The 13114-nt window shown below is 50.1% G+C and carries 13 protein-coding genes and 1 riboswitch; of the genes, 6 read left to right on the top strand and 7 right to left on the bottom strand.

Translation table 11 applies throughout. The features are described from left to right. Positions 1 to 181: 181 nt before the first annotated feature. Positions 182 to 430 (top strand): hypothetical protein, encoded by a 249-nt coding sequence (locus ACKU4E_RS17105; protein WP_320172288.1) that lies wholly within the window; start codon positions 182 to 184, stop codon positions 428 to 430. A gap of 68 nt (positions 431 to 498) precedes the next feature. Here the strand turns inward: ACKU4E_RS17105 and ablB are convergent, their stop codons facing one another. The 7 genes from ablB to ACKU4E_RS17070 form a co-directional block, all read right to left on the bottom strand. After that, positions 499 to 1332, bottom strand: a complete 834-nt coding sequence (gene ablB, locus ACKU4E_RS17100; protein ID WP_320172287.1) for a putative beta-lysine N-acetyltransferase — start codon at positions 1330 to 1332, stop codon at positions 499 to 501. Further along, positions 1322 to 2635, bottom strand: coding sequence for a lysine 2,3-aminomutase (gene ablA / locus ACKU4E_RS17095; protein WP_320172286.1), 1314 nt, complete (start codon positions 2633 to 2635; stop codon positions 1322 to 1324). Before ablA ends, ablB begins: the two co-directional genes overlap by 11 nt. A gap of 18 nt (positions 2636 to 2653) precedes the next feature. Then, a complete protein-coding gene (locus ACKU4E_RS17090; protein WP_320172285.1) occupies positions 2654 to 3385 on the bottom strand; it encodes an amino acid ABC transporter ATP-binding protein in 732 nt (243 codons plus the stop codon). Between the two features lie 9 nt (positions 3386 to 3394). Beyond that, on the bottom strand, positions 3395 to 4051 hold the full coding sequence (locus ACKU4E_RS17085; protein ID WP_320172284.1) for an amino acid ABC transporter permease: 657 nt from the start codon (positions 4049 to 4051) through the stop codon (positions 3395 to 3397). Positions 4052 to 4102: 51 nt separating this feature from the next. Next, on the bottom strand, positions 4103 to 4888 hold the full coding sequence (locus tag ACKU4E_RS17080) for an ABC transporter substrate-binding protein (RefSeq protein WP_320172283.1): 786 nt from the start codon (positions 4886 to 4888) through the stop codon (positions 4103 to 4105). A 323-nt stretch (positions 4889 to 5211) separates the two neighbouring features. Continuing rightward, on the bottom strand, positions 5212 to 6432 hold the full coding sequence (locus ACKU4E_RS17075; RefSeq protein ID WP_320172282.1) for a LuxR C-terminal-related transcriptional regulator: 1221 nt from the start codon (positions 6430 to 6432) through the stop codon (positions 5212 to 5214). Positions 6433 to 6456: 24 nt separating this feature from the next. Further along, on the bottom strand, positions 6457 to 7353 hold the full coding sequence (locus ACKU4E_RS17070; protein ID WP_320172281.1) for a YitT family protein: 897 nt from the start codon (positions 7351 to 7353) through the stop codon (positions 6457 to 6459). Positions 7354 to 7659: 306 nt separating this feature from the next. On the opposite strand from ACKU4E_RS17070, the gene hpnA reads away from it, so the two are divergent. From hpnA to ACKU4E_RS17045, 5 genes are all read left to right on the top strand, one after another. Further along, positions 7660 to 8655, top strand: coding sequence for a hopanoid-associated sugar epimerase (gene hpnA, locus ACKU4E_RS17065; protein WP_320172280.1), 996 nt, complete (start codon positions 7660 to 7662; stop codon positions 8653 to 8655). 221 nt (positions 8656 to 8876) lie between these two features. Continuing rightward, positions 8877 to 9455, top strand: coding sequence for a TetR/AcrR family transcriptional regulator (locus ACKU4E_RS17060; protein ID WP_320172279.1), 579 nt, complete (start codon positions 8877 to 8879; stop codon positions 9453 to 9455). Between the two features lie 46 nt (positions 9456 to 9501). After that, complete coding sequence (locus ACKU4E_RS17055; RefSeq protein WP_320172278.1) at positions 9502 to 10716, top strand: HlyD family secretion protein; 1215 nt, start codon at positions 9502 to 9504, stop codon at positions 10714 to 10716. A gap of 1 nt (position 10717) precedes the next feature. Further along, the gene (locus ACKU4E_RS17050) at positions 10718 to 12283 is read left to right on the top strand and encodes a DHA2 family efflux MFS transporter permease subunit (RefSeq protein WP_320172277.1); all 1566 of its coding nucleotides are present in this window, start codon (positions 10718 to 10720) and stop codon (positions 12281 to 12283) included. Between the two features lie 161 nt (positions 12284 to 12444). Next, positions 12445 to 12615 (top strand): transcriptional regulator, encoded by a 171-nt coding sequence (locus ACKU4E_RS17045; RefSeq protein ID WP_320172276.1) that lies wholly within the window; start codon positions 12445 to 12447, stop codon positions 12613 to 12615. Positions 12616 to 12797: 182 nt separating this feature from the next. Next, a riboswitch (SAM riboswitch) is annotated at positions 12798 to 12900 on the top strand. Positions 12901 to 13114: the final 214 nt, after the last annotated feature.

The following is a 13114-nucleotide window of genomic DNA, read 5'->3' as shown; positions in this document are numbered from 1 at the left end:
TTTCCCCAGACAAACCGCGACAGACAATTTGTATCAATATTCACATTTAAGGTACAATTATGCGGCAACAACAAATAAAAACAAAATTTATTTATCTTATTTGTTAATCTGATTGAAAGAAGCTCCATAGTAACCTAGTATGAATTACGTTAACAAAAATTCTAACGGGAGAACTAAAAAAATGCAGAAAGCAACTCTTGAAAAGATTTTCGAATACGCATCCATGCCCATGCATGGAACATTGTCCCGCAAGCTGCGGAAAAACCTCAAACTGCAGGTCGGGGAAGGCCCCATCTATGAAGGTGCTGTCTTGTTTCTGGGAGACGAGTTCATCCGCATAACCCAGGAAAAAGGCGGAGAAGCTATAAACACCTATTATAACTGGGAAGACATCGGATCTATCCGTACATTCAGCAAGGTCGAAGAATAAAACCCGATACAGCACAGACACAACAAGGGGCGGCCCGGAATTTTCCGGCCCGCCCTTAATTTCTTCACTCAGGGCAATCTGTACCAGACATTCATGGACTCAAGACTGCCGCCGATATTCGTATTATTTATCAGCTGCCCCGAGAACTCGTACCCGCCCTTGGAAAACAGCGAATTGATTCCGTAGGAACATGCTCTTGCAATGGTGTAAAAGCAGTTGATCCCGAATTCGGCACAATCCTTTTCCAGCGCCCGCAACAACTCCCCGGCAATCCCCGTATTGCGGCAGGAAGGCTCAACAGCGAAGTCGGTCATCTCCGCACTGTGCCCGTCAGGACCTATCTCTGCCGAAGCCGCGCCTACAAGTGTTCCGTCCCTGAAGACTCCCTTGAACCGGACATTCCCGGCCATCTCCATGCGCAGAAATTCAGGATCATCCACGGGAAAAGGATAGGTATCGAAAATCCTGCCGTAAAGACCGGCAAGAGCTGCGGCATCGGCCGGACCGAGAGACCGCAGAGACAGAAAGGAAGGAAGAGTTGAAACATTGCCCTTGCCTTTTTTGGCATTGGCAAAGGCAAGCACTTTGTCAAGCTCCTCACCGTTTTCAAGCTCCTTTCTCCACTGGCGACGATAGAAACTCATGAAAACCCCGTCCTCGCCCGGATACATACCCGGAACTTCGGCCTCCATTTCAAACCCATCGGCAACAAAGGGAGAAGCAAGGGACCTGGGGACCTTGGCAAATATCTTGGACAGATCACGGGACGCGGCCATATCAAACAGTTCGTCGACAATCCCCGGCCCGTCTTCGGGGAAAAGGGACATCAGGTAAATCCGGTCATTGAACGGACCGCACTGCACGCAACTCCTGCCGAGCAGAAAAACGGAATCATGCGACATGCGAATTACGCTCCGCCCTTTCGTTATCTTCCGGGGTCAGGCTCAAGGTATCGTCCCAGTCCGAAATCAGCTTTTCAATGCCGATGGCTTTTTCCTCAGCCCCTTCAAGCATCAACTGCAGATTGCAATCCTCGCAGTTTCGGTCGCAGTAGTTGCATTCATACGAATCCGGCTCCGTATAAGTAGTGATAACCCCTTCATAATTTCGCAACACCACCTTGTTGGTCGCCCAGGACACAATGTAATTGGGCATAACCGGAATCTTGCCTCCGCCTCCGGGAGCGTCAATAACGTAAGTGGGTACGGCAAAACCGCTGGTATGCCCGCGCAGGCTCTCAAGAATCTCCATGCCCTTGCCCACCGGGGTCCGGAAATGGCTGAGTCCTTCGGAAAGATCGCACTGGTAGAGGTAATAGGGCCTGACCCTGTTTCGGACCAGTTTCTGGTTGAGTGTCTTGATCAGCCTCGGGCAGTCGTTGATGCCGGCAAGCAGGACACTCTGGTTCCCAAGCGGAATTCCGGCGTCCGCAAGTCTGGCAAGGGCCCGTCTTGCGGAGTCGGTAACTTCACGGGGATGATTGAAATGGGTGTTTATCCACAGAGGATGATGCTTCCTGAGCATGTTAACCAGGTTGTCCGTTATGCGATACGGCAGCACGACAGGCATGCGGGTACCGATGCGAACAACTTCGACATGCTCTATCTCTCCGACCTTTGTAAGAATCCAGTCCAGCATTTCATCGGAAAGCATGAACGGGTCTCCTCCTGAAAGGAGCACGTCACGAACCTGCGGCGTGTTGCGGATATATTCAATGCCTTTTTCAAGCTGCTCCCTGGAAGGTATGGAATCGGTATCCCCAACCTTACGCTTGCGGGTGCAATGCCTGCAGTACATGGAGCAGATGTTGCTTATATGAAACAGTACCCGGTCAGGATAACGGTGCGTTATTCCCGGGACGGGACTGTCCGCATCCTCATGCAGCGGGTCGGTCATGTCACACCGCTCTATCTTCAACTCTTCCGGCCGGGGGAAAGACTGCAGGAACACGGGATCGTTTTCATATTCATTCACATCTATAAGCGAAAGGTAGTAAGGAGTAATAGCCAGAGGAAACTTTTTCAGAGTCAGTTCGTGCTTCTTTCGCTCGGTCTCGCTGAACCGTATTCCAAGGGCCTTCTCAAAGCCGGCCACGCTTTTTATGCTGTTACGGACATGCCATTTCCAGTCTGTCCAATCCGATTTGGAAGATTCATCGTCAATGATGCCTGCCAATGTTTCCTGTCGTTCTGTATAAACAGTCATAACTTCCTGTAAGTTTAATTAAATTATCTGGGAAAGGAATTCCCGTGTCCTCGGCTCGGATGGTGCGGCGAACAGCCTTGACGGAACGTCCTGTTCGAGAATTACACCCTGATCCATGAAGGCAACCGAATCGGCCACTTCATTTGCAAAATTCATCTCATGGGTCACAACCATCATGGTCATGCCGTCGCTGGCCAGATCCTTCATGACGGACAGGACCTCGCCGACAAGTTCCGGGTCGAGAGCCGAAGTGGGCTCATCAAAAAGCATGACCTCCGGCTCCATGGCCAGGGCTCGTGCAATGGCAACCCTCTGTTTCTGCCCCCCGGAAAGGGTTGAAGGGTAATCATCCGCCCTATCGGCCAATCCGACCTTGTCCAGAAAGTTCATTCCAAGCTCAACTGCTTCCTTTCCGGGCATTTTTCTGACCTGAGTCGGACCTTCTGTCACATTACCCAGCACGCTCATGTGCGGGAACAGATTGAAATGTTGAAAGACCATGCCGACCCTGCTGCGAAGCTGATTTATCTCCCTTTCACCGGTCGGCACCTGATCTCCGTTAATGCTGATCCGTCCCTTGGAATACGTTTCAAGACGGTTCACGCAGCGCAGCAGAGTAGACTTGCCGGAACCGCTGGCCCCGATAACAACCACAACATCGGAATTACCCACGCTCAGATCAATTCCCTTGAGGACGTGATGAGTATCAAACCATTTATGAACGCCTTCGATACATATTGTTTCCTGCATGATCGCTCCTTATACCCTGCCGGTATCGAGTCTTTTTTCTATTCCATGAAACAGAAACGTAAACACTCCGGTATAGAGCAGATAAAATCCTCCGGCGATAGTGAGCATTTCCATCATCATGAAATTGGATGAGGCCAGTTGCTGCGACTTTAGGAGCAACTCGTTGATGGTGATCGTGCTGGCCAGAGACGAATCCTTTAAGGCGATGATGAACTGGTTTCCCAGAGCAGGAATCGCCCTTTTGAACGCTTGCGGGAGAATGATCCTGAACATTGCCCGCGAATAACTCATTCCTATACTGCGCGCCGCCTCCATCTGCCCGGAAGAAATGGAGACAATAGCCCCCCTGAAAATTTCGGCAATGTAGGCCCCGTTGTGAATTCCCAGCGCCAGAACCGCCGCAGGCAAAGCGGACAACCCTATCATGCTGCGCATACCGAAATAGATGAACAGCAGTTGAAGCAGCAGCGGAGTTCCGCGTATTACATAAATATAGGCGTGCGCCGGTATATTGAATATACGCTTATCGGAAATACGCATGAAGACAGTAACAAGTCCGAGGACAAGTCCCAGAAGAATACCAAGCATGGTAATCTCAAGGGTCATCCAGGCCGCCGGAAGAAAATAGGGAACATACTCCGGCAGGCTCGCAAAATCGAAATACATTGATTATCCTTGCTTGAAACAAGTAAGGAGGCTGCAAAGCCCCCTTATCCGTTATTTTCTGGTGATGTCCACCTTAAGCCATTTCCGGCTCAACTCGCTAAGCGTGCCGTCTTCATGCATCTGTTTCAATATCCGGTCGACTTCATCGGTGAGAGTCTTGTCCTCTTTCCTGAAAGCTACCGCGATATCTTCCAGACGCAGGGGAGAACCTAGCGGCCGGATCTTGAATTTGCCGCTGTTCATGGCATTAACGCCAACCACACGGTCGGTGATGACGCCGTCTATCACGCCGTTTGAAAGCTCGGTAAGCGTGTGGGTATCGTCCTTGTACAAACGGATGTCGCTAACGCCGAGATTCTTGGCGTCCAGCTCGTAGGTGGTGCCGGTGACAAGACCGACAGCCTTGTCCTTGAGTTCATCAACAGATTTGAAAGGAGCATCCTCCCTCACGAACATCTGCGCCCCGGAGTAATAATAGGGTATGGAAAAATCCACGACCTTCCTGCGCTGGTCGGTTGCAGCCATGCTGCCCAGAATGCCGTTATAGATACCGGAACGAAGTCCTTCGATGATCCCGCTCCAGTCCGTGGTAACAGGCTTTAGTTTTACCCCCAGCCTGTGGGCAACTTCCTTTGCCACGTCCACATCGAAACCGACCAGTTCATTCTGATTGTTGAAAAAATTAAACGGAGGGTAACCACCGGACATTGCAAAGCTTATTTCACCGGACTCCCTGACTTTTTCAAGACCGGTCTTTTCCTGACGGGCACAACCGAAAACTGCGGCAACGGCAGTAACAGCGAGCACAGCAAAACACAGGACGATAAAACGTTTCATGTTCTCTCCTGAATATTAATTCATTTTTTAAGATATACGCTTTTGTAAACTTCTACAGAGGAGCTAGAGATATAATTTTGAATTGTGTCGCGATACGAAAACGACAATGCAACAAATACCAACAATGTAACAAAACAGATTACAATGTTAATTTTCGCATCTCTGAAATTGATTATATTCAGTTCTTCAGAATCCATAAATTCAAAAAGGTAGAAATAAAAAAAACAATCTTCCCAGCCGGCTCTCACAACAAAGCAGATTGACTGATTACCAACAAGGCTATCTATGGGGTATTCATAGGGTATATGGTATACCCTGCAGACCTATGAACCGGCCTGATGTTTCAGGTAGGAAACGAGGGAAATATTCTTACCGCGAAGCCCCAGCCTGCGGCGGATATTTTTGCGATGGGTACGAACCGTATCGGCTGTAATGGAAAGCAGTTCCGCTATGTGTTCGGTACTTTTTCCTGCCTCAATGTAGCGGCATATCTCCACTTCGCGGGGGGTAAGTCTGAGCAGCAGGTCATCCAGTTGATCTCCGGTTTCTCCGGCCAGTGCGCAAAGGCGTTCCTTTATAAACTTTCCGAAACTGATGCGCATCTGGGGAAGCGGCTCCCGCATCATCCTGTCCAGAGCCGGGAGAATCTGTTCGCGGACCTGCTGGGCGAATTCCTCGTGCATATCCCGCTTTTCTTCCTCCACGGATTCTATAACGGTACGAAGAGCCACATTCATGCCGTCAACCTGTTCACGGCTCTCTTCAAGCCCGGTTTCAAGCCGCAGAATATCACTCATGTCCCGCAGACCTAGATGAAAGACGGTACCGGACTGGAGCCGGACCTTGTGCATGGAAAGTTCAACCGGAATCTCTCTTCCGGAAGCATCTACAGCCGTCAGATCCCCCTCCATGCTCATCTTGGTATCAGTGCCGCATGTTTCGAAACACTCGCGGACAATTCTGGCCGATCCGGCATCAAAAAGATTCAGACAACTGTTTCCGGAAAGAGAGGGTCCTCGGCCGAAAAGAGCCTCCGAGGCTGGGTTGGAGGTAAGTATCCTGAAAAATGAATCCGCAAGTATGGTAGGGTCCTGCGCCCCCTCGAACAGGGCATTGAAAAGAGTGATGCTGTCATCCAGAGCGGCGATATTGTCTTCTATACGTTCTTCATACGTCTCATGCAGTTCCACAAAAGGAGCATTATTCGTAACCACGGCAACATAGCCGTCCGAACACAGCGGACCTTCCAGCGGAATGAGTCTCAGCGAATAGCTCCCGCCGCTTTTTCCGTAAGGAATTTCATGCACGCTGCCGGGAGGATAGAGTTTAAGGAAGGGAGCCATATCCGGCACATCAACCTCCAAAAGACTCCAGATACGCCTTTGATCAAGAGGTCCATCGAAAAAGTCCTTTGCGTGCGCATTTGCCGACCGGATGAAGCCGTCGCAATCCGTAAACAGGATAAAGTCGGAAACAGATCCGAAAACGTCTGAAATCTGTTCGGTCAGCCTCTCGGGACTTCCGGAATCATCATTTGTGCTCAACTGCGTCCTCCCGGAATAAACATTTTAATAGACCTTGCGCCGGGAAAAACTGGACCCGATTACCGAGAATGTGTTTTCAACTATAAACAACGCCCTTTCATCGTTACGAAAGACTATTTCTTCCAGCTTTTTTAACTGGATATTGTTGACTACGGTCATCAGGATATTGGTGTCCTCGCGAAGATATGCACCCTGCCCTTTAATGAAAGTGGCGCTCTGCTTCATCTCGTGCAGTATATCGTGGCTGATCATCTCCACGCTTTTGGAAATGATGAGGACGACTTTGCGCTGGTTGAACAGTGAAAGAGTCTGATCCACAACCGTTGACGAGATAAAAACGAGTATGAGCGATGCGATTATCGTATCCAGCGAAAGCTCGAAAAGACTGAAACAGAAAAGCACGGCATTAAATATGATGTAGACCTTGCCTATGCCTATGTTGAAACGCTGGAAAAGAAAGACGGCCAGCACATCCAGCCCGCCGTTGGACCCGAGGGAGCGGAGAACAATACCGCACCCGAAGCCCATTATGGCTCCGCAGGCCACTGCGGCATAGAGCTGGTTGTGTACCGGCATGGGGATATTGATAAGTTCGTAGAAAACAGTTGTCGCCACTGTGGCGTACAGGCTGTACCAGAAGAAACGTCTGCTGACCTTAACCCATGCAAAGACAAACAGGGGCACGTTGAGCAGAAAGTAAATCCAGCCGGGCGAAAGGGCATCAAATTTGTAATAAACCAGCGAGGCCAACCCGAAAATCCCCCCTGCAAGAAATTCCTGCGGAACCGCCAGACTTCTCATGGCCACCGAGGAGATTGCCGCCCCTACAGAAATAAGGAAAAGATTCCACCAGACCGTGTATGTAAAGTCAAAAGTTACAGAGGATCCCTTTCCGAGAACAGATTTGATTGGTTCTATCATTTTACTTTTTAAAAATTTTCACTTTTTAAGATTAATTTCCTGTTGGCTATCAACTATACAGTTTAAATTCAAGATACGAAAAAGTCCTATAAACATAACGAAACAACCATTTGCTACATTACCACCAAAGCACTGTTGCAAAATACAGGAGGCTGTAAATGAATGCTTGACAGAACAATCTCGATAAACCATTAGCACAGGGACTGTGCTTTCGAGCTTCAAGAAAGAATTTCAAGGACTCCGGGAAAACTTCCTTTTCATATCAGCAAAACCGACCCGGGAAAACTTCCAACCAAGATACACAGCATGACCGTATTAATCACCGGCGCAACCGGTTTGATAGGCTCCCGACTTGTCGGTATTCTGGCCGAAAGCGGATTCTCCATCAGAGCGCTTGTCCGGGACATTGAAAAGGCCAAACGCATTATCAACAGCCCTGTTGAATTTGTCCGCGGAGACATGAACGACCCGGACGCACTGAAAAAAGGGCTTCGCGGCTGCAGGTATCTGTTTCACCTTGCGGCCGATTACCGCCTTTGGGTCCCCGACCCCGCAGCAATGAACCGCACCAATGTTGAGGGAACCAGGCAGATCATGACCATGGCAATGGAAGCCGGAGTGGAACGCATCGTTTACACGTCCAGCGTCTGCGTGCTCGGCTGCGGGAAGAACGGAACACCTGCCGATGAAAATACTGCGTCAACTGCTGCGGACATGATCAGTCCTTACAAAAAAACCAAATTTCATGCCGAGAAAATTGTCATGGACATGGTCCGGGAGAAAGGGCTTCCGGCTGTAACGGTCAACCCCTCGACTCCGGTCGGCCCGGGGGATTCCCGCCCGACCCCCACGGGAGCCATGATTCTAAACACGGCACGGGACGGCGGAAGATTCTATGCGGATACAGGGCTCAACGTTGGACATGTGGACGACATAGCCCTCGGCCATCTGCTGGCACTGCGCAAAGGCAGGATAGGTGAGCGCTACATTCTGGGCGGGGACAACATCAGCCTGAAAGAACTGTTCGCCATGACAGCACTTGCGGCAGGCAAGCCGGGTCCGGTATTCAAAGTCCCGCACGCCGTAATGTTTTCCGCAGGTTTTGCGGGGGAACTTGTCGCCCGCCTCGGTCTGGTAAAAAATCCGGTACTGACCATGGACAGCGTGCGCATGGCGGCCAAGAAAATGTATTACAGTTCCGCAAAAGCCGAAAAGAAACTTGGCTATACACACCGCCCCGCTGAAGAGGCCGTCAAAGACGCGGTCAGATGGTTCCGGGAACAGGGTATGCTGCAGGACTGAATTTACTGAGCAAACCTGCGCGGGAGTCATCCCTGCCTTGACTGCAGGGATTATCTGAAGACCGATCATTCATCGGCTTATTTTCAAAAAAAACACAATACCCGGAGTCATTTTTTGACAACAGAAAACGCCGGCTGTATTCAGTACTGACCGGTCAGTTCTGCCCCTAAAAGCACACTGCCCGCTCCAAACGAAAGCACTTAATCCAACAACATATTAAAATGAAAAAATATTCAGACAAAGAATCCCGTATTCTGGATACGGCCGCCGAGATGTTTGCCACGCAGCCCTTTCATAAGGTTCTGCTGAGTGACGTGGCCAGAGTTGCGTCCGTGGGTAAAGGAACCCTTTACCTCTATTTCAAGAGCAAGGACGATCTGTACTTCGCAGTCCTCTTCAGGGGCTTTTCCATACTGGTCGAACGGCTCAAAAAATATACCGAGGTCGAAGGTTCTTCCCCTTCCGATCAGTTGCGCTGCATAGTCAGGGACATGATCCTGCATATGATCAACAAGGCAAGCAACGCACAGCTTCTGGGCAAAGTCATGCACTACCCGAACAGCGGAGAATGGCAGGAAAAGAGGGTCGAACTGTGGTCCCTGCTTCAATCCGTGATAGAGGCCGGGATAGAAAGCGGAGAATTCGAGGACTCCTGCCCGCGACTGACCGCACAGTACATTCCGAGTGTAATCCGCTCCATCTGTCTTTTCCCTCCGGAAAACATCGACACGGAAACAATCTGCAACCATGCCTGTGCTTTTGTTTTAAAATCACTGAAAAAAAATGCACCTTCAGCATAACTGCACCAAACCAGCCAACCGCACCAGAAAACCGGGACATATACCCATGAAAACAGAATCAACAAACAATACGGACACGCCGGACAAGGCCAAAGGCTCAAAATTGAAGTTGCGGCTTCTCTCCCTTGCCGGAGTTCTCCTGCTGCTGCTCTCCGGGGCGATAGGCTATCCTCTCTACAAACACGCCATCAGCCACGAATCCACTGACAACGCATTTGTGGAAGCCCATGTTGTTTCCGTAAGCCCCCGGGTTGCCGGACATATTTCCCGAGTTCTGGTTTCGGACAACCAGATGGTGAAAAAAGGGGACGTAATAGCTGAAATTGATCCCAGAGATTATCAGGTAGCATGCGAAATTGCCGTCGCCCGCGTTGAATCATCCAGAGCAGAGGTCAAGGAGGCGGAGGCTCTCGTACTTGCCGCGGAAAAAGAACTGTCCCAGAAAAAGGCGGAGTTGACCTCCACAACTTCAGGACTTTCAAAAATCAAGGCAGAAGTTGATCAGGCCAAGGCAAGATACATGCGTGATGAAAACGACCTTTCCCGCATGCAGAAGATAGCTAAAGCCGGTGCTGTTAGCATTCAGGAATTCGATCACGCCAAGGCGCAGGAAGCCATGGCCAGAGCAAATCTGAATTCAGTCAAATCAACAATAAACAGCCAGTCTGCAAAGATCATACAGGCTCAGGCGGCCATACAGGCCGCGCAGGGGAAACTGCAGCAGGCCTATGCCCAGATCGATGTCCGCAAGGCGGGCCTGCGCGAAGAGGAAGCAGCGCTGGAGCAGGCAAGGCTGAATCTTTCCTATACCAGAATAATCGCTCCCTGTTCGGGATACATAACCAAAAAATCTGCCGAACCGGGCAACTATGTTCAGGCCGGCCAGAAAATGCTGAGTATTGTCAGCGACGATGTCTGGATTGTCGCCAACTTCAAGGAAACACAGATAATGAACATGCGTCCCGGTCAGCATGTCGAGATAGAAGTCGACTCATTCCCCGGAATAGTCTTCAACGGACATGTGGACTCCATTCAGAGGGGAACAGGTTCCCGATTCACCCTGCTGCCACCGGAAAACGCGGCCGGAAACTTCATCAAGGTTGTCCAGAGAGTTCCGGTAAAAATCGCCCTTGATACGCCGACTGTAACGGCAGGCTACACACTCTCTCCGGGGATGTCTGTCATTCCAAGCGTGGATATTTCCACAGGTAAAATACCTGAAGCCAGACAGGTTGCATCGACCGAGACCGTGGAGCATTAATTTGTCAAGCTTCAAAGATCCGGAAGAGATGTCTCCGGCAGAACGATGGACCATTGCTTTTACTGTAATGTTCGGGGCCTTCATGGCCGTAATGGACACCAGCGTGGTCAATGTGTCCATGTCCCACATGATGGGAAGCTTCGGCGCGAACCTCTCCTCAATCACCTGGGTTGCCACCAGCTACAGCATAGCCGAAATAATCATGGTCACAATGGCCGGATGGTGGAGTTCGCTTATAGGCCGCAAAAACCTGTATCTGGCTTCGTTCATACTTTTCACCGCTGGCTCTATTCTATGCGGGACAGCAACAACCTTTACCGAAATCATAACCTACCGCGTGATTCAGGGAATAGGCGGGGGCGCGCTTATCCCAATCTCCCAGGCGATCCTGCGCGAAACATTTCCGCCAAAACAACAGGGTATGGCCATGGCCATCTACGGCATGGGGGTTGTGCTTGCTCCGGCCCTTGGGCCCATATGCGGAGGTCTTCTTACGGACAGCTGGGGCTGGCCGTGGATATTTTACATCAACATCCCGGTATGCGTTATAGGTATAGTCCTGACATTCAAATTCGTGCATGATCCGCCGTACCTGCGCCGGGGCATAAAATCCGTAGACTGGCAGGGGATTATCCTTTTGACCGTCTTCCTTACCGGCATGCAGGTAGTCCTTGAAAGAGGACAGGAAGAACGCTGGTTTGAATCTGATTTCATCACAATTGCCAGCATAGCCACCGGGGTGTCTCTCCTTATAATGATTTTCTGGGAACTCCGCTGCAAGGAACCGGTAATCAATCTGCGGGTGCTCAAGGACAAAAACCTCACCCTCGGCTCGGTAATGGGTCTGATCTTCGGCATATCCCTTTTCGGCACAACCTTTGTCCTGCCGCAGTTCACGCAGGAACTGCTGGGCTATCCGGCTTTCGAATCCGGCCTTGCTCTGGCTCCGCGGGCTGTGACCCTGCTGATAGTCATGCCAGTATCCGGATGGCTGTATCAGAGGATCGGCGCACGGGCGCTGGTAATGACCGGCATAGTCATCATACTGTTCTCCTATTACGATCTTATGCAGTTGAGCATACAGGCAGACATAAGCAATCTGGTCATACCGCTGGTGATCATGGGCATAGGCATGCCTTTCATGTTCATCCCCCTGAGCACGGTTTCCCTGTGTACGGTAGAAAAATCCAACATAACGGACGCTTCAAGCATCTATACACTTGCACGAAGAATCGGCGGCAATCTTGGCTACGCCTTTGTCGCTGTAATACTGGACCGTAAAATCCAGACGCACACAGCATATCTGACTGAAAATATAAGTGAATACCGTCAGTTTTTTCACGACTATCTGGCCCGGACCAACGATCTAATCCATCAGTTGGGAGCAGACGCGCTCACCGCGTCCAAATTATCCATCGGAATCCTGCAAAATACTGTTATAAGGCAGGCCAAAATGCTTGCCTACAACGATATCTCATTTATTTTCGGCTGCATGTTCCTCTTACTGATCCCCCTCATCTTCCTCATGCCCAGCAAGGCGCAAATAGCTGAAATGAACAGAAAATAGAGTCTTCGCAACACATATCGGCAGGAATCGGGACACGATTCCTGCCCCGCCACCCTCATGGGTACAATGTGTGCAGCAAAAAATAATCTGCCCGGTTGCAGCTTGACATTTACTCTTTTATTAAATAGTAATAAACATCATTATTAAAAAGGAGAGAGAAAATGGAAAATAAAGTATTGCAGGCCATGAAAGATGCAGGCAAGCCGGTCCGCCCCGGAGATGTTGCCAAGGCTATTGATGTTGATTCCAAAGACGTTTCCAAAGCAATTCAGGTGCTCAAAAAAGAGGGCAAGGTCCACAGCCCAAAAAGGTGCTATTACGAACCCTGTTAATACCGCGAAACCTATTCCTCTGTTTTTAGGGGCCGGAAAAACAGTCGTACCGATATGAGCGCGGGTCATGAAATATTCACATATGCAATTTGCGCAAAAAAACTGTTGACGGACAAGCTTTGCAGGAATAAATTCCTTTTTACGTTCTTTGAATCGAAAAAGACATAAGCTCAGTTGAGTAAAACTCATGAAGAGGATGCGAGGGATTTGGCCTGAAGACCATCCGGCAACCTGCTGCCAAGCGGCAAGGTGCCAATGCCTCCCCGGTTGCGGGGTCCATGAGAGGATTTTAGATATTGTTTCTAAAAAGGCATTTCCGATCGGGAATGCCTTTTTTGATTTTACAGGGTCCGGCCAGTCTCCGGACTCCGGTGGGATGATTTATGGATACTTGCGCTCCCACCTTAAACAGATGCAGCTAAAATGCCCGGTCCAGGACGTTTTGCCGATGCAGGATGATCGGCAGAGCACTATGCGCACCCCGCTTCAGGGCATTATT

The sequence above is a fragment of the Maridesulfovibrio sp. genome (assembly GCF_963677005.1).
In the GTDB taxonomy this organism is placed as follows: domain Bacteria; phylum Desulfobacterota; class Desulfovibrionia; order Desulfovibrionales; family Desulfovibrionaceae; genus Maridesulfovibrio.
Note: the sequence above shows the minus strand (reverse complement) of the source record. Positions and strands in the feature narration are given on the sequence as shown.

Excerpts from the sequence above, each read along its gene's own strand:
- ACKU4E_RS17105 (WP_320172288.1), top strand. The coding sequence starts at position 182 with ATGCAGAAAGCAACTCTTGAAAAGATTTTCGAATACGCATCCATGCCC.
- ablB (WP_320172287.1), bottom strand. The coding sequence starts at position 1,332 with ATGTCGCATGATTCCGTTTTTCTGCTCGGCAGGAGTTGCGTGCAGTGC.
- ablA (WP_320172286.1), bottom strand. The coding sequence starts at position 2,635 with ATGACTGTTTATACAGAACGACAGGAAACATTGGCAGGCATCATTGAC.
- ACKU4E_RS17090 (WP_320172285.1), bottom strand. The coding sequence starts at position 3,385 with ATGCAGGAAACAATATGTATCGAAGGCGTTCATAAATGGTTTGATACT.
- ACKU4E_RS17085 (WP_320172284.1), bottom strand. The coding sequence starts at position 4,051 with ATGTATTTCGATTTTGCGAGCCTGCCGGAGTATGTTCCCTATTTTCTT.
- ACKU4E_RS17080 (WP_320172283.1), bottom strand. The coding sequence starts at position 4,888 with ATGAAACGTTTTATCGTCCTGTGTTTTGCTGTGCTCGCTGTTACTGCC.
- ACKU4E_RS17070 (WP_320172281.1), bottom strand. The coding sequence starts at position 7,353 with ATGATAGAACCAATCAAATCTGTTCTCGGAAAGGGATCCTCTGTAACT.
- hpnA (WP_320172280.1), top strand. The coding sequence starts at position 7,660 with ATGACCGTATTAATCACCGGCGCAACCGGTTTGATAGGCTCCCGACTT.
- ACKU4E_RS17060 (WP_320172279.1), top strand. The coding sequence starts at position 8,877 with ATGAAAAAATATTCAGACAAAGAATCCCGTATTCTGGATACGGCCGCC.
- ACKU4E_RS17055 (WP_320172278.1), top strand. The coding sequence starts at position 9,502 with ATGAAAACAGAATCAACAAACAATACGGACACGCCGGACAAGGCCAAA.
- ACKU4E_RS17045 (WP_320172276.1), top strand. The coding sequence starts at position 12,445 with ATGGAAAATAAAGTATTGCAGGCCATGAAAGATGCAGGCAAGCCGGTC.